Here is a 16945-nt window from a genome sequence, read left to right as displayed (position 1 = left end):
TTCCTTGAATGGTTCGGGGGTTCAGTGCTTTTTCCGGATGTTCAGGTGCCGTGCATGAGGCAAGACTTTCGCCGGCGCTCCATCAGGCAGCGTCCTTGCCGCGGCTGATCGCGACGATACCGGATTTGCCGATCTCGACGAGGCCGATCTGACGCATCAGGTCGACGAACTGGTCGACCTTCTCCGCCGATCCGGTGATTTCGAACACGAAGCTTTCCATCGTCGCATCGACGACGCGTGCGCGGTAGATATCGGCCAGCCGGATCGCCTCCAGCCGGGCATCGCCCTTGCCGGCAACCTTTACCAGCGCCATCTCGCGTTCGACATGGCCGCCGGACGCGGTCAGATCGGTGACCTTGTGAACGGGAATCAGCCGGTCGAGCTGCGCGATGATCTGCTCGATGACGTGATCGTCGCCAGTCGTCACGACGGTGATGCGGCTGACGTCGTGGCGTTCCGAAATGTCCGCCACGGTGAGACTCTCGATATTGTAGCCCCGCGCGGAGAACATGCCGACGATACGGGCAAGGGCTCCCGGTTCGTTGTCGACCGTGATCGCCAGCGTATGCGGTGTTTCTTTCCCGCGCATCAGACCAGCGCCTCCGCATCGCGTTCGACCCGCCCGGTGACCTCGGTGCCTTGGAGGATCATTTCCGTGTGGGCGGCGCCGGACGGGATCATGGGGAAGCAATTCTCCACCTTCGCCACGCGGCAATCGACGAAAACCGGCCCGTCATGCGCGATCATTTCCGCAATACTGTCATCCAGCGAGGAGGGATCCTCGATCCGCATCCCCTTCCAGCCATAGGCCTCTGCCAGCTTTACAAAGTCCGGCAGGCTTTCGGAATAGCTGTGCGCGCGGCGTCCGGAATAGGTCAGGTCCTGCCATTGCCGGACCATACCCATATATTCGTTGTTGAGGACGAAGACCTTGACCGGCAGCCGGTACTGGCTGGCAGTCGCCAGTTCCTGGATGTTCATCTGGATCGATGCCTCGCCGGCAATGTCGATGACCAGCGCGCCCGGATTGCCGAGCTGCGCGCCGATGGCGGCCGGCAGCCCGTATCCCATCGTGCCGAGCCCGCCGGAGGTCAGCCATTTGTTCGGCTTCTCGAACCCGAAATACTGCGCTGCCCACATCTGGTGCTGCCCCACTTCCGTGGTGATGATCGGCGACCGCTTGGCCGTCAGCGCGTGCAGCCGCGATATGGCATGCTGCGGCAGGATATCGTCGCGTCCCTCCTGAACGTAATCGAGCGAGCCGCGTGCGCGCCAGCCCTTGATACGGTTCCACCATTCCTCATGCGCCGGCGCCTTGATACCGCGTGCGCGCCACAGGCGCATCAGATCCTCGAGCACATGGCCGACATCGCCGACGATACCCTGATCCACCCGGATATTCTTGTTGATGGATGAGCGGTCTATGTCGATGTGGATCTTCTTGGAATTGGGGGAAAAGGCGTCGATGCGGCCGGTGACGCGGTCGTCATAGCGCGCGCCGATGCAGAACATCACGTCGCACTGGTTCATGGCCATGTTCGCCTCGAACGTGCCGTGCATGCCCAGCATGCCCAGCCAGGCCTCGTGGAAGGCCGGAAAAGCGCCGAGACCCATCAGCGTCGCGGTGACGGGCGCATTCAGGCTGCGCTGCAAGTCGCCGACGAGCTGGCAGGCGCCGGGGCCGGAATTGATCGCGCCGCCGCCGACATAGAGGATCGGCCGCTCTGCGGAGGCAAGCATATCGACAGCGGCCTCTATGTCGGCGCGGTCGCCCTTCAGCGGCGGACGATAACCCTTGTGCAGATCGTGTCGCCCTTCATAGGGCGCGTCCTCGACCTGCACGTCCTTGGGAACGTCGATGACCACCGGGCCGGGTCGTCCCGTGGTGGCGATGCGGAACGCCTCCTTCACGGAACCGACGAGAAGGGCGGGGTCCTTCACCAGATAATTGTGCTTGGAGCAGTGACGCGTGATGCCGACGGTGTCGCATTCCTGGAATGCGTCCGTGCCGATCAGGTGCGTCGCGACCTGTCCGGTAATGACGACCACCGGTATCGAATCCATCAGCGCGTCGGTGATGCCGGTGACGGTGTTCGTCGCCCCCGGGCCGCTGGTGACCAACGCGACGCCAGGCCGCCCGGTTGAGCGGGCATACCCCTCGGCCGCGTGGATGGCGGCCTGTTCGTGGCGGACGAGGACGTGCTGGATGCGCGGATGTTCGAACAGCGCGTCGTAAATGGGAAGGACGGCGCCGCCCGGATACCCGAAGACCGTATCGACGCCCTGTTCAACGAGCGCGCGCACCAGATTTTCTGCGCCGGATGCCATTTTCCGTAGTTCCCATTTCCGTTTCTGCCCGCGGAAGCGGCTTTTACCGTCTGCGGAGAGGGGCCGCTACCAGACAGGGAATGTCCATTCAACATCATATCGAGACATTAAATGTCGCAAATCAACCCAATATTGCAATTCACCTCACCACAGAGGTGGGTCTACATCGCGCCCGCGAACCGCTAAGAGTATTGATATGAATCAATCCGTGCCGCGAACCGCGCGGCAACTTTATCTTTGGGTGGCGGCGCTTTTCGCTCTGGTTGCGGGCCTCGTCGGGATCGGTGTTCTCAGCGCGGCCGCGTTTCAGCAGGCGGTCGGCGACGACGGCGCGCGGCTGGAGGCTGGGCAGCTTTATTCGCAGTCGAACGCAACCATCTCGGCTGCAGCGGCAGTCTACGACGCCCTGCAGGATGCGGAGCGTGGCCAGCGCGGCTTTGCACTGACGCAAAATCCGGTGTTTCTCGATCCCTACAATGAGAATGTCTCACGCGTGCAGCCTCGTATCGATACGCTTGCGCGGCTCATCGGTGATGACGCGGTGGACGCTGCCACCATCGACTCGCTGCGCACCATTGCGCAGTTGAAGCTCGAGGAGATGGCGGGCGTTGTCGGCATGGTCGAACGTGGGGATGTTTCTGCCGCAAGGCAGGACATCAGTACCGGCTATGGCCGCCGCCTCATGGAACAGATTCGTGAAATGACGGAGGAAATTCGCCGTCAGGAAGAAGTTCGGCTGGAAGAGCGGCGCACGGCGCTCGCCACCGCCGAATCGGAGACCTCTGAATCAATTCAGCGCCTGGCCATCTTCGGAACGGCGCTTCTGGTGGCCGCGCTGGTGGCGGTCATAGCGCTCGCGGCGCTCCTGACCCGCGCCTACCGAGCGGCAGAGCGCGAGCATCTGATCGAGGCGCAGAATGAGGCTCTGGAAGCAGCCGTTGCGGAGCGTACGCAGGAACTCACGGTCGCCAACGAGCGGCTGATTGCCGAGGCGCACTCGCGCGAATCGGCGGAGGCACGCCTGCGTCAGGCCCAGCGCATGGAGGCGGTGGGCCAGCTGACCGGCGGCATCGCACACGATTTCAACAATATGCTCTCGGTCGTGATCGGGAGTCTCGATCTCCTGAAACGCCGCACGAGGGACGATGAGAAGCTCCAGCGCCTGATCGACAATGCGCTCGAGGGCGCCGACCGTGCCGCCACGCTTACGGCGCGGCTTCTTGCCTTCTCACGTCAGCAGTCGCTGAAGCCTCAGGTGACGGACACGAACGAGCTTCTCGGGAACCTGCGGGACTTTCTGCAGCGGACGCTGGGTGAGCAGATCCAGATCGACTTCGATTTCGCGACCGATGCGCCGCCCGTGTTCGTCGACACTGCAGAGCTTGAAAACGTCATCATCAATCTGGGAGCGAATGCCCGGGATGCGATGCCGGCGGGTGGGACGTTGAACATCGCCAGCGCTCGCGAGGAACTGAAAACGGCCCGCGATCTGAACGGCCATGTTCTGGCTCCGGGAATCTATGCCGCCATTTCCATCGCCGATACCGGAGAAGGTATGCCCGCCGACGTTCTGGCAAAGGTATACGAGCCGTTCTTCACGACGAAGCCGGTGGGCAAGGGGACGGGGCTCGGCCTCAGCCAGGTTCACGGGTTCGTCATCCAGTCGGGCGGCGCCATCGAGATTGAATCCGAACCCGGCAAGGGAACCACCATCCGCCTGTTCCTGCCAGAGGGGGAGCATCGGCAGGAGTTCGTTCGGCTGGATGCCGATCCGGTGGGATTCATGCCGGAAGCGCGGCCCGGAGAGCGCGTCCTGATCGTTGAAGACCAGGATCAGCTCCGGAACCTGACCGTCGATGTTCTTCGCGAGATGGGGTACGAGGTGGAAGCGGCAGAGTCCGCTGATGCTGCGCTTGAAATCCTGGCGCAGAAGGACGGTGCCTTTTCCCTGCTCTTCACCGACATCGTCATGCCGGGAAAAAGCGGCGACCAGCTCGCGCGCGCGGCTCGCAGCGACTACCCGGACATCAATGTTCTCTACACCAGTGGCTACACGCAGGCAGCCGGCGTCGATGCAAGGGAACTGGATCCGCCGGGCGATCTTTTGCGGAAACCCTACACGGTGGACCAGCTTGCGATCGCCATACGGCGTGCGGTCGACGGATAGGCTTGCCTCAGCCGCGCGTGAGGGCCTGTGCTGCCCAGCGCATCTGTGTGCGAAACCAGGTCTGCTGGCGCTTCGCGTAGCGCCGCGTATCCCGTTTTGCGAGTTCGGTCGCTTCGGCAAGGGTCGTCTGTCCCGCCAGATGGGCGGCGAGCGGCGGCACGCCGATGGCCTTCATCGCCGGTAGGTCCGCGCTGAGACCGCGCCCCATCAGCGCGCGAACCTCCTCCAGCGCGCCGCCGGCCAGCATGGCGTCGAAGCGCGCATCGCAGCGGGCATAAAGATCTGCCCGCGGTCGGTCGACGATCTCGACCGTCAGCCTCACGGACCCCGCGATCCCGCCCTGCCGGCGTTCCTGCCAGTCGGCCAGCGAGACGCCGGTGGAGCGCATGACCTCCAGCGCGCGCGCAAGCCTCTGCGTATCGCTGGGCCGCAGCCGTGCGGCCATTTTCTCGTCCTCCCGCGACAGTGCGGCTGCCAGCGCGGTGGTCGAGAGTTCGCGTACTCCGGCGCGCACGGGTGCATCGATCTCCGGAACCGGCGCAAGGCCGCGCAGCAGCGTATTGAGATAGAGGCCGGTGCCCCCGACGAGGATTGGCAGCCGGCCGCTCTCATGGGCCGCCACGATCTCCCGCTTCGCCATCTCCGCCCAGGTCGCGGCGGAACAGGCCTGCGCCGCATCGGTGAGGCCGTACAGCCGATGGGGCGCCTCCGCTTCCTCTTCCCGGTCGGGCCGCGCCGACAGCACCCGCAGATCGCTGTAAAGCTGCGATGCGTCCGCATTGATAATCACGCCGTTAAGGCTCTTCGCCAGCGCAAGCGCGCGCGCGGACTTGCCGCTGGCGGTCGGTCCTGCGATGACCGCCAGCGGCGGTTTTTCGGGAAGGTTTTCGATGTTTTCAGTCACTCTGGTCGGCACGCCGACACTATCGGACGCAGATGTGTCGCTCGCCAGCGAAATTTCCGGCGGCACCTTCGCAGGCTGGCTTGCAGATGACCGCGCGGCCGATCTGTCCTTGCCCGTAGAAAACGTCGATGCCGGGGCGCTGACGGTTCGAATCGAGGCGGCGCTGCCGCACGCCGACGTCTTCGTTCAGCGGCAATCCGAGCGGCAGCGCCGCCTGTTCGTCGCCGACATGGATTCGACCATGATTGCCGTCGAATGTATCGACGAGCTTGCCGACTTCGCCAACCTGAAGGCGGAGGTTGCCGCGGTGACGGAGGCGGCGATGCGCGGTGAACTCGATTTCGAGGCTGCCCTCCGCCGGCGCGTTTCGCTTCTGAAGGGACTCGATCGCAGCGCCATCGACCGCTGCCGCGAAGAACGGGTGCGCTTCACGCCGGGCGCCGAAACGCTGATCGCGACACTGCGGGCAGAGCGCGTACGCACGGTTCTGGTGTCCGGCGGCTTCACAGCATTCGCGCAGCCGGTCGCGGATGCGCTTGGGTTCGACGTGGTCCAGGCCAATGTGCTGGGGCTGGGCGCCGACCGTCTGACCGGCGACCTTGACGGGGCCGTCGTCGATGCGGTGGCCAAGAAGGCGCTGCTGCTCTCCGAAGCGCGGCAGATGGGCGTTCCTGTATCGGCGGCAATTGCCGTCGGCGACGGCGCCAACGACCTGCAGATGGTCAGGGCTGCCGGCCTTGGCCTCGCCTACAGGGCGAAGCCTGCCCTGGCGGAGGCGGCGGACGCACGCATACGGAACGGCGATCTGACGGCGATCCTGTTTGCTCTCGGCATCCCGCAGCGGCGCTGGACCTGTTCCGCGGATTAGCGGCGGCTTATCCGGCGCGCTGTGCAGGATCGGCGGGCCGCGTCATGTCATGAGCATGGACCGCGATGGCGAACGCGCTCGATTCTTCCGTCAGGATGAATTCGACCGCGATGCCGTCGAGCCTGTGGGCGGACACGTCCGCCACGATCGCCCCGACCTCCGGGTGGAAGAGATAGACCTCCGTTCCGAGGGGCGGGCGGGCAACCATCTCCAGAAAGGCACCCCGCGCCGAAAGGCTGCGGATTCGGCACGGCCATTGCCCGACTTCCGCGTCCAGAATGCAGACCGGTGGATCCGCAGGGCCTCGCGCAGAAGGAAACGACACGCAGCCGGCATTATTGGACCGGAGGGTATCGGACATCACGACTCCTGGTTGTGGCGGCTGACTGCAATCGGGCGAAGTGGGAACGCCTAAGCGGGCTCGCCAAAAATTCCGTTAACGCGCTTCGCCGCTCAGTTTGCCGCCGCCACGAAGCAGGGCTGACCCGCATCCTGGATCCGTGCGCATAGGGAGGCTGCCCCGCCCCGTGCGGGAAAGCCGCCGACCTGCAACCGGTATCCGCCCTCGAATTGGGCATAGACGGGGGAAAGGCCCGAAAGAACGGCCGGATGGCGGGCCTGCATGGCTTTCCAGCCCGCCTCTGCCAGTTCCCGGCGCGAGAAGGCACCAAGCTGCACGCGGTAGTCGCCGGTCGCGGCGGCCGGGCGGCTGCGGCTGGAGGATGCGGACGCAGTCGAAGCCTGCGGGCGCGGGGCGGGCACGGGCACGTTGGCAATGGCAGGCGCACCGGGCGTTCCCGCGGCCGGTGCCGGCGTTCCGGGGGCGCTCAGCTGCGCCGCGATCCGTTCGCCCGCCTGGCGCTCCTCCGGGCTGACCAGTTCGTCCATCCGGCGAAGTGCCTTTCCGGCCTGCGTCAGACCGGCGTTCGAGGCGACCAGCATGTAGCCATAGGCGCGCGGTACGTCCTTTTTCAGATCCTTGCCGTTGAAATAGCGAACGCCCAGCATGTAGCGCGCATAGGGATCGCCCTCTCGCGCCGATTGTTGCCACAGATCGATGGCTTCGGCCGTCTCTCCGCGTTTGGCGAGGAAGATGCCGACATAGGTTCGTGCCGGCGCATGGCCCTTGGCGGCTGCTCGGCGAAAGAAATCCTCCGCCTTCCCCATGTCCTGGGGCACCCCGCGGCCCTGTCGGTGCGCCAGGCCCAAATTGAACAGCGCGTGCGCATTGCCGCGCGCGGCAGCCGGCAGCCATGTCATGACCGCCGCGCGGTAATCACCGGCCTGCCACTCGGCGATACCGCGTTCGACATCGTCGCTTTCCTCCGCAGCCGTCTGCGCCGATGCGGGAAAGGCGCCAAGGGGCAGCGCCGACAGTGCCGCAAGAAAAAGGGCCGCCTGCACCGGGCCGAAACGCTTCATCATCATCACCTGTCCTGAACGCGTGCGGAGACGCCTGCTCCTTTCAATCGTCCGCGCCTATAGCAATAGGCTGCTTGAATACCCAGTGAACCCGCCTTTACCGAAAATTAGGCCATATCGGCGCATGTCTCCACCCTCGAACAGTGGGCCAAAAAGATTCGGGGGACATCATGCGGGTTCTGGCCATTGCGTCTCAGAAGGGCGGATCGGGCAAGACGACCCTGTCGGGTCACCTCGCGGTGCAGGCGGAGCGAGCGGGGGCCGGTCCGGTCGTCCTAATCGACATCGATCCGCAGGGCTCGCTCGCCGACTGGTGGAACGAGCGGCAAAGCGAGGCGCCCGCGTTCGCGCAGACAACCGTCGCGCGGCTGACGACGGATCTGGAGGCTCTGCGCGGGCAGGGCTTCAAACTCGCGGTCATTGATACACCTCCGGCGATTACGGTGGCGATCCAGAGCGTTCTCTCCGTTGCCGAACTCGTCGTCATTCCGACGCGCCCCAGCCCGCATGATCTGCGCGCTGCCGGTGCCACGGTCGATCTGTGCGAACGGGCCGGCAAGCCGCTGATCTTCGTCATCAATGCCGCGACCGCCCGGGCGAAGATCACCTACGAAGCCGCTGTCGCGCTGTCGCAGCACGGCACGCTGGCCCCCGTCACCATGCACCACCGCACGGACTATGCCGCCTCCATGATCGATGGCCGCACCGTCATGGAGGTCGATCCGAAGTGCAAGTCCGCGGGCGAGATGGAACAGCTCTGGTCCTATGTTGCCGGCCGGCTGGAACGGAATTTCCGCCGCACCGTGTTCAACGCGCCCGGGCACGCCGCCATTGCCGCCCCGCGGCCGCGCGGTGCCGGCGGCTTCGGCCGCAAGGCGGCGCTTTAGGTTCCGGTTCAGTCAGGGGGCGTTCGACGATCATGATGCAGGAAAAAGCCTTCGGCGCGCTGACCGGCAGCCTTCTGGCGCGCAAGGGCGGCGCCCGGCCCGCCATGCGGCCGCAGGCCTACCGCTTCGACGCGGGGGATCCCTCCGCCGCCGACGATGATTGCGGGTGGAACGATATGGGCGGCGCGGAGGCGATGAGCGCCGATATGCTGACCCCCGAACAGCGCGCCTCGCTGCTGCCGAGCGAAAAGGTTACCGGCATCGTCGCTCCGGCGGATACGGCCTCCGCGAGTTTCTCGGCTGCCGCATCCATGTCTCCGGCACGACGACAGCAGTGGGATCTCGCCGCCGGGCTGTCGGCAACGCCGCAAATGTCCGAGGGTGTCTGGGAGGCGGAAGCGGGCGCAAGGCTTGCGGCCGACGACCGTGCAGAGCAGGACGCCTTTCTCGCCCGGCTTCGCGCGGAATCGAGCGAAAGCAATCCGCAGGAGGAAGAGAGAGACGCTTCGGCGCCAAAAATGCGCGCCGTTCCGGGAATGAACGCAAAATCCGCCTTCACCCTTCGGCTCGACAAGCAGCGTCACCTGAAACTGCGTCTCGCCTGCGCCTTCTCCCACACCAGTGCCCAGCGCCTGCTGACGGAGGCGCTCGACGAATATCTCGAGCGCCATCACTCCGATCTGCCGGCCTGAAGGGCAAGAGGAACCGAAGATCATGCCAAAATTCGGGAGCAGGATAGCAGCGCTGACGGCCGTGCATATCGCCGTCCTGTTGCTGGCCGCGTGCGCCGGCGGCACGCCGGGTCCGACGACGCTCGGCGAGGCACCCGCGACCCGCGCGTTGATAGAACGGACACTTGCTGAGCGCGAAGCAAGAATGACGCGTCCATCGCCCTTCGAAAATCGCGGCGCAGCGGGCAGTGCCCATCGTTTTGCCGAGAATGCCGAGAAGGCCCGGATCGCTGGGAATTTCGATGAAGCCGCCGCGCTTGCAGAACGCGCCATTGCCGCCGATCCGCGAGCGGCAGGCGCGCGTCTGACGCTTGCGCAGGCCTATTTTTCCGGGGGCCGTTTCCGGTCCGCGCGTCAGGCCTATGCGGACCTGATCGCGCTTGCACCGCAGGACCCGGAGCTCAAGATCGGCGCGGCGATTGCCGCGCTCGCGCTCGGCGACACCGCCGATGCGCGATCGCTGCTTGCCGCTGCCGGTCCCATATCCGCGCGGGTCGCCGATATCGGGCTCGCCGAAGTCCTCCTGGGCGACATCTCGCAGGGGCTTGCGACGCTCGAGGGCGCCGTTCGCAGCGGCGCCTCGACGGCTCGCACGCGTCAGAACCTGGCGCTGGCCATGGCGCTTGCCGGTCGCTGGAACGACGCCCGGGCAACCGCCGCCATCGACCTGCCGCCGCAACAGGTGGAAAAGCGGGTGGCGGCCTGGGCGGCATTGGCGGTCAGCGACGACAGCGCGTGGCGTACCGTGACGCTGCTCGGCATTTCACCGCAGACGGTGGATCCGGGGCGGCCGCTGGAACTTGCCTATGCGCCGGAGGATACGCGGATTGCAGCCGCATCGCCCGAAGATCGGCCGCGGGCGGCGGTGGAGGCTGTGGTGACGTCCGCCGAGCTACCGGTGCCCGCCCCAGCACCGGAGCCTCGCGAGACGAACAGCGCTCCGGACGCCTTCGTTCGAACAGGCGAGGCCGCTCCGCTCCGGCCCCGCCGTTCGCAGGCGGCATCGAAACCTTCGCGGGCGAGAGCGCAGAACGGTACGGCGGCACGCATAGCGCTGCCAACGGCGGCGCAGGCGGGGGAATGGCTCGTACAGCTGGGGTCCTACATGAATGCGGAGGATGCGCGCAGCAACTGGCAGGTCCTGAAGTCGCGGAGCGCGTTTCTGGCCGACTATACCGCCATGCGCAGCCGTACGCATATCGACGGCACGACCTATTACCGCTTGTCCGTAGGCCGCTTCGACAGTGTGTCCGATGCGCAGACGCTGTGCCGTGCAGTCAAGGCTGCCGGCGATGGCTGCTTCGTTCGGGCGGGGAAGTTCAACAGCTAGATGGCCTCGCCCCCGGTCGTCAGCTGCGGCGGCGGTCAATCAGCCTTTCGTAGACCGGCGCATAATTGGCGACGGTCCGATCCCAGTTTCGCGCCTCCGCCACCCAGCGCTTGGCTGTCTGAATACGCTGCGGCCAGCTCTCCCGCTCGGCCAAAAGGTCGCTGACCGCCGTCGCGGCGGCTTGCGGGTTGCCGGCCTTGAACAGGGTTCCGGTCACGCCATCCTCGATCAGCTCCTTGTGACCGCCGACGTCGCTTGCGACGACGAGTTTTTCCTGCGCCATCGCCTCCAGCGGTTTTAAGGGCGTCACCAGCTCAGTCAGGCGCATCGGCTTGCGCGGATAGGCCAGGATGTCGACCAGCGAGTAATAGCGCGGCACATCCGCATGGGGCACGCGTCCGGTGAAGGTCACGCAGTCCGACAGGCCGAGCGCGTCCACCTGCGCCTTCAGGGCCGCCTCCATCGGGCCGCCGCCAACCAGCAGCAGCCGCGCAGCGGGACGACGCGCGCGAATGGAGGGCATGGCGGCGATCAATTCGTCCAGCCCCTCATAATCGTAGAAGGACCCCAGAAAGCCGATGACCTCGGCACCTTCAAAGCCCAGCCTTGCCGCCAGCGCCTCGTCTCGCGGTTCCGGCGTTCCGAACTGCGTCAGGTCGACCGCGTTCGGAACGGTAAACAGCTTGTCCTCCGCAATGCCGCGACGCTTCAGATCGTCAATCAGCCCGTTGCAGATCGCCCCCACCGCATCCGCTTGGCGGCAGGCGGACGTCTCCATGGCCTTCGTCAGGCGAAATTTGAAGTCGCCTTCACGCCCCGTGCCGTTTCCGACCGCCGCATCCTCCCAGAAGGCGCGGATTTCATAGACGATGGGAAGGCCCGCCGCCTGCGCTGCTCCCCGTGCGCCGAGGAACGTCAGGACGGGCGAATGGCAATGGACGATATCGGGTTTCTCGGCTGCGATCAGCTCGGCGGCCTTCCGCCTCGTTGCCCGGATCTCTCCCAGCAGCGGCAGGGGGCCGGGCGAGGGGGCTCGGTGAAAGGTCAGGCCATCGACATGTTCCGGGTTCGGCCCGCCCTGCCGGTGGCGGGGCGTCGTCATCATGACGGGGGTCCAGCCCCGCCGCTTCTGCCCCTCGATCAGCGCGCGCGTGCGAAAGGAATATCCGCTGTGCAGCGGCAGCGAATGATCGAGGACGTGCAGGATCTTCATGCCGGCTCGTTACCCCGCCCGGCGCGTCGCCGCAGATCCTCGACGCAGCGCAGTGCCGTTTCGCCGTCCCAGAATTCCGGTTTGGAACGCGTCGTCCGGTCCGCAGAGAGCGCGGCATCCAGCGCCGCAACCAGTCCGTCAGCTTTTACCAGCTGGTTCGTTCCCTCGTCGATGGTGATCGGCCGTTCGGTGTTGTCGCGCAGCGTCAGACAGGGAATGCCCAGATAGGTCGTTTCCTCCTGCAGGCCGCCGCTGTCGGTAATGACGATGGCGCTGTCCTTCATCAGCGACATGAAGGGCAGATAACTTTGGGGCGGCACCAGTCGCACGCCGGCGCGTTCCAGCCGCCCCTTCAGTCCGAACGCCTCCAGCCGGGCGGCCGTCCGGGGATGCTGGGGAAAAACGAGCGGCAGACGCTGCGCAGCCTCTGCCAGGGCATCGACGATGGGGGACAGCATCGCCTCCGTATCGACATTTGAGGGGCGGTGCAGCGTGACGATTCCATAATGGCCGGGACGCAGATCCATGCCAGCGGCTGCGGCCACCGCATCGAGACGGGGGCGGATCAGCTCCAGGCTGTCCATCATGATGTTGCCGACGCGGGTAATGCGGTCCGCCGGTATGCCCTCTGCAGCCAGATTCGCGTCGGCATCGGGGGACGGCGTCCACAGAACGTCGGCAAGAACGTCCGTCATCAGCCGGTTCAGTTCCTCCGGCATCGCCCGGTCGCGTGAGCGCAGGCCCGCTTCCAGGTGGACGGTGGGAATATGCAACTTCGTCCCGGTCAGCGCGCAGGCGGCGGTGGAGTTCACGTCGCCGACCACCACCAGCCAATCCGGCCGATCCTCCGATGCGATCTTTTCATAGGCGACCATGACGCCGGCCGTCTGCTCGGCATGGCTGCCGGACCCCACGCCCATATGATGGTCGGGGGCGGGCAGCGACAGGTCGCGGAAGATGTCGTCCGACATGTTCGCATCGTAATGCTGGCCGGTATGGATCAGCACGGGCGTGAAATCCCCCGCCGCTGTCAGCGCGTGATAAAGCGGCGCGACCTTCATGAAGTTCGGCCGCGCGGCGGCGATCAGGTGGACGCGTGATGTCACGAATTTCCCCGTTTGCTGGAGGGCGTCTGCGTTTCGGCATCAATTTATGGGCCGTTTGTTAATGCGTGCTTGTCTATGCGAAGCAAGGCGGGCCTTCGCAAGGGCCAGCGTGCTACGGATTTCGCTTTCTGTAGGCGCGGCGGCGGCGGGCTGCTATCGCGGTTGCACCGAATGACGAGTTGAACGGATGATCGACAATTTCGCCCTGATTGTTGCGCACGGCTGCATGGGATATTTCCTGTGGCGCGCCATCCGCTACGAGATGGACAAGCGCGCCAGTGAGCATGCCGAGCGGGCCAGCCGCATTCGCAAGGCGCGCCGCTGACATGCGCGATATTTTCCTCGTCCTGATCCTGCTCGCGTTCGTGATCAGCAGTTTCCGCGTGCCCTATTTCATGGCGCTCGGATATCTCTGGGTCGACTTCCTGCAGCCCCAGCGCATGGGCTATTACCTTTTCAACCAGCTTCCTGTTGCGATGATCCTGGGGGCCGGTGCGTTTCTCGCCTACATCCTGTTCGACCGGGAACGACGCCTGCGCCTCGACACGCTTCAGGTTCTGGTGCTGCTTCTCGTCGGCTGGGCCACGCTCGCCACCTTCGGATGGGGCGAGGTCGACGGATCGGCCAAGTGGGACTGGGTATCGAAGGCGCTGCTCTTCTCCGTTTTCCTGCCCTTCGTGCTGACGAACCGCGTGCGTATCGAGGCCGCGCTTGCCGTGATGATCTTCAGCATGAGCGCAATCACGATCTCCGGCGGCCTGAAAACGCTGATGGGCGGCGGCGGCTACGGCACCCTGAGCCTTCTGGTCAGTAATAACACCGGCCTCTACGAAGGAAGCATCCTCTCGACAGTCGGTTGTGCCACAATTCCACTGGTCTGGTGGTTATATAAGAACAATAGCTTCGTTCCTCCGTCGAAAATCACGTTCTTATTGGCGAGCGGACTAAGCCTTTCCTTTATTCTTATCACCTTTGGTTCCGAAGCTAGGACCGGTCTCTTGGCTCTGGGTGTTCTTTTGGTGATACTATGGTGGCAATCGAAACGAAAAATACTCTACGCAACAGCTATATCTATAGCGTTCTTATTAGCGCTACCCTTTGTTCCGAAGAGCTTCACAGATCGTATGGATACCATAGGCAGCTTTCAGGCGGATCAGTCCGCGTCAACGCGAATTGCAGTGTGGAATTGGACGCTTGATTATCTAAAAGACAATCCTTTGGGTGGTGGATTTGATCTTTATAAAATAAATTCGGTTGAGGTAACGCTTGTAGAAACCTCTGGATCTGAAGACTCTACAAACACCACTTATCGGACAGTTACGGATAAAGCTCGTGCGTTTCATTCAAGTTATTTTGAGGTTCTTGGAGAGACAGGTTATATCGGGTTTTTTATTTGGTCTTCTATCATGGTGGTTTTCTACTTATCCGGGATGCGTTTGCACAAGAAGAATAAAGATATAGTGGAAGAACAAGGGTCTGATCGCGTATCGGATGCGGAATGGTGTTCTTCGTTTGGCCGCGCGATTATGATCTACGTTCCTGTGTTAATGACCGGCTCTTTGTTTGTCGGGATCGCATTTCAGCCGGCGCTCTTTAACATTGTGGCTCTTACGGTAGCGGTAAAGAACTATCAGTTTTCGAAACTGGAACCTTATCAGCGAGGCGCCAAAGCTACGCGTTCCCGGAATGCGTCGTTACGAGGCCGTCGTGTGTCCGCGTAAGGGCTGATCGAATCATGATGATCTGCGGGGGGTCTTTCCAAGCGGGCGGGAACGGGCGGGGCCGGTCCGCGTTCCAACCGAACCTATGGCCGCCTCCGCATCCGATCTCCGCTATGTCGACGATACAGAGCCCGGTTACTCGCGACGCCGGCGTGGCAAGGGCTGGCACTATTTCGCACCGGATGGCGACCGGATTTCCGCGCCGGAGGAAATCGCGCGGCTGAACGCCCTCGCTGTGCCGCCCGCCTATACCGACGTCTGGTACTGCCGATGGGCGGACGGACATTTGCAGGCGACCGGACGCGACGACAAGGGCCGCAAGCAATATCGCTATCATGCCGATTACCGCGCGCAGCAGGAGGCGGACAAGTTCAGCCGCACGGCCGCCTTCGGCTGCGCACTTCCCGAGATCCGCGCGCGGGTCGAGGCCGATCTGCGCCGGCGGAACCTGTCGTTCGAGCGAATGCTGGCCGCGACGGTGCGCATGCTCGACATCGGTGCGCTGCGGGTGGGCAATCGCAGCTACGCGCGCAGCGGCGCCTATGGCGCCACGACGCTGACCAAGGCACATGCGGAGGTCAGCGGGAACACGGTGCACCTTCATTATAAAGCGAAGGGGGGCAAGGACCGCAACATCCGTCTCAGCGACGCCTCACTCGCGCGATTGGCAAAGCGTTGCCATGACCTGTCGGGCCAGCATCTCTTCGCGTGGACCGATGAGGGGGGACGGACGCGCGGTGTCTCGTCGGGCGAGGTCAACGATTATATTCGCTCCGCGATGGGCGGTGATTTCACGGCCAAGAACTTTCGGACCTGGCACGCCAGCGCCATCGCCTTCTGGGAAATCGTCAAATCGGACGGCGGGATCACGCTCAAGGATATGCTGACACCGGTTGCCGAAAGACTGGGAAACACCATCACGATCAGCCGCAAGTCCTATGTGCATCCGGCGCTGATCGAATGTGTGAAGAATGACGGGTGCGGCTCGGTCGCAGGGTTGAAACTGCCCCGCAAAACGAAATATCTGGCGTCCTACGAACGAGGCCTGATCGAATTTTTGGGCCGGTATGACTGACTGTCGCCAGGAGATTTCGATTGCAGGTGGAAGACGATGCGCGTGAGTTCGCGGCAAGCGGGTTCGGTTTTCTAGGGGATATTCGCCGTTGGATCGCTGAAGATTCGACGGAGGCGCTGATCTATGTCGGTGCAGGCGTTGTTCTGTACCTTCTTCTCACGATGGCACGCTCCGCACTTGCCCGGATGCTGGGAAATCCCGACGAACATGACGGGACCAGCTGGCGCGGGATCGTCGCGCGCGTCCTTTCGAAAACGCGCGAATGGTTCCTGATGCTGGTTTCGGCGGAAATCGTGTCGCTGATCGCCGCCCCGCCGGCAGGGTTCATGGCGGTCGTGAATTTCCTTTTCACCGTAGCCTTTGTCATACAGGCAGCGATCTGGGTGCGGGAAGTCGTCATCGCGCTGATCCAGCGTAAGGCGATGTCCGCGGACCATTCGGACGGAACGCTGGCCAATGCGCTCGGCCTCATCCGGCTGCTCGTCAATATCTTCGTGTGGGGCATCGCCCTCATTGTCATTCTCGACAATCTCGGTGTCGACGTCACTGCGCTGATCGCTGGCTTCGGCATCGGCGGTATCGCCATCGGCCTTGCGGCCCAGGGGATTTTCGCCGACCTGTTCGCGGCCCTGTCGATCATCTTCGACAAGCCGTTCAAGAAGGGCGACACCATCAATTTCAGCGGAACGACCGGTACGGTCGAGGCGATCGGCCTTAAGACGACCCGGCTGCGCGCGCTGTCCGGCGAGCAGATCGTCGTGTCCAACACGAACCTTCTCAGTGAGAATATTCACAATTTCGCATTGTTTCAGCGTCGCCGCGTGGTGATGCCCTTTGGCGTCATCTACCAGACATCGCCCGAACAGCTGAATGCCATTCAATCGATGGTGAAGGGGATCGTGGAGGCGGAAGAAGGAACGACGTTCGACCGCGTTCACGCAACCGGCTTCGGCGGCAGTTCCATCGATTATGAGATGGTCTTCTACTCGGAGAGTGCCGACTATGCGGAGATGATGCAGAGACGGCACAATATTATGGTGACGATGGCCGAGCGGTTCGCAGACGCGGATATCGACTTTGCATATCCGACGCAGATGGGCTTCCTCGCCGGGCCGGACGGCAAGCCGATTGATCCGCGGGAAACCTCGCCGGCGGTGAAGGCGAACAGCCCGAGCAGCGGCGGAGAATAGTTC

16 protein-coding genes are annotated in these 16945 nt (G+C 63.8%); 9 read left to right on the top strand and 7 right to left on the bottom strand.

Features of this window, described 5'->3' with window-relative positions; all coding sequences use genetic code 11:
* Window positions 1-82: 82 nt before the first annotated feature.
* Both ilvN and ilvB read right to left on the bottom strand, forming a co-directional pair.
* Entirely contained in the window at window positions 83-589 is a 507-nt protein-coding gene (gene ilvN / locus C725_RS12925) for an acetolactate synthase small subunit (protein ID WP_008603619.1), read from the bottom strand.
* On the bottom strand, window positions 589-2328 hold the full coding sequence (gene ilvB / locus C725_RS12920) for a biosynthetic-type acetolactate synthase large subunit (protein ID WP_008603618.1): 1740 nt from the start codon (window positions 2326-2328) through the stop codon (window positions 589-591). Before ilvB ends, ilvN begins: the two co-directional genes overlap by 1 nt.
* Before the next feature lie 196 nt (window positions 2329-2524).
* On the opposite strand from ilvB, the gene C725_RS16250 reads away from it, so the two are divergent.
* Window positions 2525-4495 (top strand): CHASE3 domain-containing protein, encoded by a 1971-nt coding sequence (locus C725_RS16250; protein ID WP_008603617.1) that lies wholly within the window; start codon window positions 2525-2527, stop codon window positions 4493-4495.
* A gap of 7 nt (window positions 4496-4502) precedes the next feature.
* On the opposite strand, the gene miaA is transcribed toward C725_RS16250, so the two are convergent.
* Complete coding sequence (miaA, locus tag C725_RS12910) at window positions 4503-5399, bottom strand: tRNA (adenosine(37)-N6)-dimethylallyltransferase MiaA (protein ID WP_008603616.1); 897 nt, start codon at window positions 5397-5399, stop codon at window positions 4503-4505.
* Here miaA and serB point away from each other — a divergent pair.
* Window positions 5386-6267: a phosphoserine phosphatase SerB gene (gene serB / locus C725_RS12905; protein WP_008603615.1), complete on the top strand. Its 882-nt coding sequence runs from the start codon at window positions 5386-5388 to the stop codon at window positions 6265-6267. The two genes, miaA and serB, sit on opposite strands and share 14 nt — an antisense overlap.
* A gap of 7 nt (window positions 6268-6274) precedes the next feature.
* On the opposite strand, the gene C725_RS16245 is transcribed toward serB, so the two are convergent.
* Both C725_RS16245 and C725_RS12895 read right to left on the bottom strand, forming a co-directional pair.
* The gene (locus C725_RS16245; protein WP_008603614.1) at window positions 6275-6475 is read right to left on the bottom strand and encodes a hypothetical protein; all 201 of its coding nucleotides are present in this window, start codon (window positions 6473-6475) and stop codon (window positions 6275-6277) included.
* Between the two features lie 245 nt (window positions 6476-6720).
* The gene (locus C725_RS12895; RefSeq protein WP_008603613.1) at window positions 6721-7695 is read right to left on the bottom strand and encodes an SPOR domain-containing protein; all 975 of its coding nucleotides are present in this window, start codon (window positions 7693-7695) and stop codon (window positions 6721-6723) included.
* A gap of 164 nt (window positions 7696-7859) precedes the next feature.
* Here C725_RS12895 and C725_RS12890 point away from each other — a divergent pair, with 164 nt between their 5' ends.
* The 3 genes from C725_RS12890 to C725_RS12880 are packed head-to-tail and all read left to right on the top strand — an operon-like array spanning window position 7860 to window position 10637.
* Window positions 7860-8576 (top strand): ParA family protein, encoded by a 717-nt coding sequence (locus C725_RS12890; protein ID WP_008603612.1) that lies wholly within the window; start codon window positions 7860-7862, stop codon window positions 8574-8576.
* A 32-nt stretch (window positions 8577-8608) separates the two neighbouring features.
* Complete coding sequence (locus C725_RS15470; RefSeq protein ID WP_008603611.1) at window positions 8609-9268, top strand: hypothetical protein; 660 nt, start codon at window positions 8609-8611, stop codon at window positions 9266-9268.
* A gap of 22 nt (window positions 9269-9290) precedes the next feature.
* Window positions 9291-10637, top strand: a complete 1347-nt coding sequence (locus C725_RS12880) for an SPOR domain-containing protein (protein ID WP_008603610.1) — start codon at window positions 9291-9293, stop codon at window positions 10635-10637.
* Between the two features lie 19 nt (window positions 10638-10656).
* Here the strand turns inward: C725_RS12880 and C725_RS12875 are convergent, their stop codons facing one another.
* Window positions 10657-11850 carry a TIGR04063 family PEP-CTERM/XrtA system glycosyltransferase gene (locus C725_RS12875; RefSeq protein ID WP_008603609.1) on the bottom strand — a complete coding sequence of 398 codons (1194 nt, stop codon included), beginning with the start codon at window positions 11848-11850 and terminating at the stop codon, window positions 10657-10659.
* Complete coding sequence (gene wecB, locus C725_RS12870; protein ID WP_008603608.1) at window positions 11847-12956, bottom strand: non-hydrolyzing UDP-N-acetylglucosamine 2-epimerase; 1110 nt, start codon at window positions 12954-12956, stop codon at window positions 11847-11849. Before wecB ends, C725_RS12875 begins: the two co-directional genes overlap by 4 nt.
* Window positions 12957-13143: 187 nt before the next feature.
* On the opposite strand from wecB, the gene C725_RS16440 reads away from it, so the two are divergent.
* From C725_RS16440 to C725_RS12855, 4 genes are all read left to right on the top strand, one after another.
* Window positions 13144-13281 carry a hypothetical protein gene (locus C725_RS16440; RefSeq protein ID WP_008603607.1) on the top strand — a complete coding sequence of 46 codons (138 nt, stop codon included), beginning with the start codon at window positions 13144-13146 and terminating at the stop codon, window positions 13279-13281.
* Window position 13282: 1 nt separating this feature from the next.
* Window positions 13283-14677 carry a DUF5935 domain-containing protein gene (locus tag C725_RS12865; protein WP_008603606.1) on the top strand — a complete coding sequence of 465 codons (1395 nt, stop codon included), beginning with the start codon at window positions 13283-13285 and terminating at the stop codon, window positions 14675-14677.
* Between the two features lie 85 nt (window positions 14678-14762).
* Window positions 14763-15752: a DNA topoisomerase IB gene (locus C725_RS12860; RefSeq protein ID WP_008603605.1), complete on the top strand. Its 990-nt coding sequence runs from the start codon at window positions 14763-14765 to the stop codon at window positions 15750-15752.
* A 26-nt stretch (window positions 15753-15778) separates the two neighbouring features.
* Window positions 15779-16942 (top strand): mechanosensitive ion channel family protein, encoded by a 1164-nt coding sequence (locus C725_RS12855; protein WP_243442751.1) that lies wholly within the window; start codon window positions 15779-15781, stop codon window positions 16940-16942.
* Window positions 16943-16945 lie beyond the last annotated feature (3 nt).

Source organism: Pacificimonas flava (assembly GCF_000342165.1).
Taxonomy (GTDB): Bacteria; Pseudomonadota; Alphaproteobacteria; order Sphingomonadales; family Sphingomonadaceae; genus Pacificimonas; species Pacificimonas flava.
Note: the sequence above shows the minus strand (reverse complement) of the source record. Positions and strands in the feature narration are given on the sequence as shown.

Coding starts and splice junctions, on each gene's coding strand:
- C725_RS12895 (WP_008603613.1), bottom strand. CDS start 7,695: ATGATGATGAAGCGTTTCGGCCCGGTGCAGGCGGCCCTTTTTCTTGCG.
- C725_RS12880 (WP_008603610.1), top strand. CDS start 9,291: ATGCCAAAATTCGGGAGCAGGATAGCAGCGCTGACGGCCGTGCATATC.
- serB (WP_008603615.1), top strand. CDS start 5,386: ATGTTTTCAGTCACTCTGGTCGGCACGCCGACACTATCGGACGCAGAT.
- C725_RS16250 (WP_008603617.1), top strand. CDS start 2,525: ATGAATCAATCCGTGCCGCGAACCGCGCGGCAACTTTATCTTTGGGTG.
- ilvB (WP_008603618.1), bottom strand. CDS start 2,328: ATGGCATCCGGCGCAGAAAATCTGGTGCGCGCGCTCGTTGAACAGGGC.
- C725_RS15470 (WP_008603611.1), top strand. CDS start 8,609: ATGATGCAGGAAAAAGCCTTCGGCGCGCTGACCGGCAGCCTTCTGGCG.
- ilvN (WP_008603619.1), bottom strand. CDS start 589: ATGCGCGGGAAAGAAACACCGCATACGCTGGCGATCACGGTCGACAAC.
- C725_RS12860 (WP_008603605.1), top strand. CDS start 14,763: ATGGCCGCCTCCGCATCCGATCTCCGCTATGTCGACGATACAGAGCCC.
- C725_RS12875 (WP_008603609.1), bottom strand. CDS start 11,850: ATGAAGATCCTGCACGTCCTCGATCATTCGCTGCCGCTGCACAGCGGA.
- C725_RS16440 (WP_008603607.1), top strand. CDS start 13,144: ATGATCGACAATTTCGCCCTGATTGTTGCGCACGGCTGCATGGGATAT.
- C725_RS12890 (WP_008603612.1), top strand. CDS start 7,860: ATGCGGGTTCTGGCCATTGCGTCTCAGAAGGGCGGATCGGGCAAGACG.
- C725_RS16245 (WP_008603614.1), bottom strand. CDS start 6,475: ATGGTTGCCCGCCCGCCCCTCGGAACGGAGGTCTATCTCTTCCACCCG.
- C725_RS12865 (WP_008603606.1), top strand. CDS start 13,283: ATGCGCGATATTTTCCTCGTCCTGATCCTGCTCGCGTTCGTGATCAGC.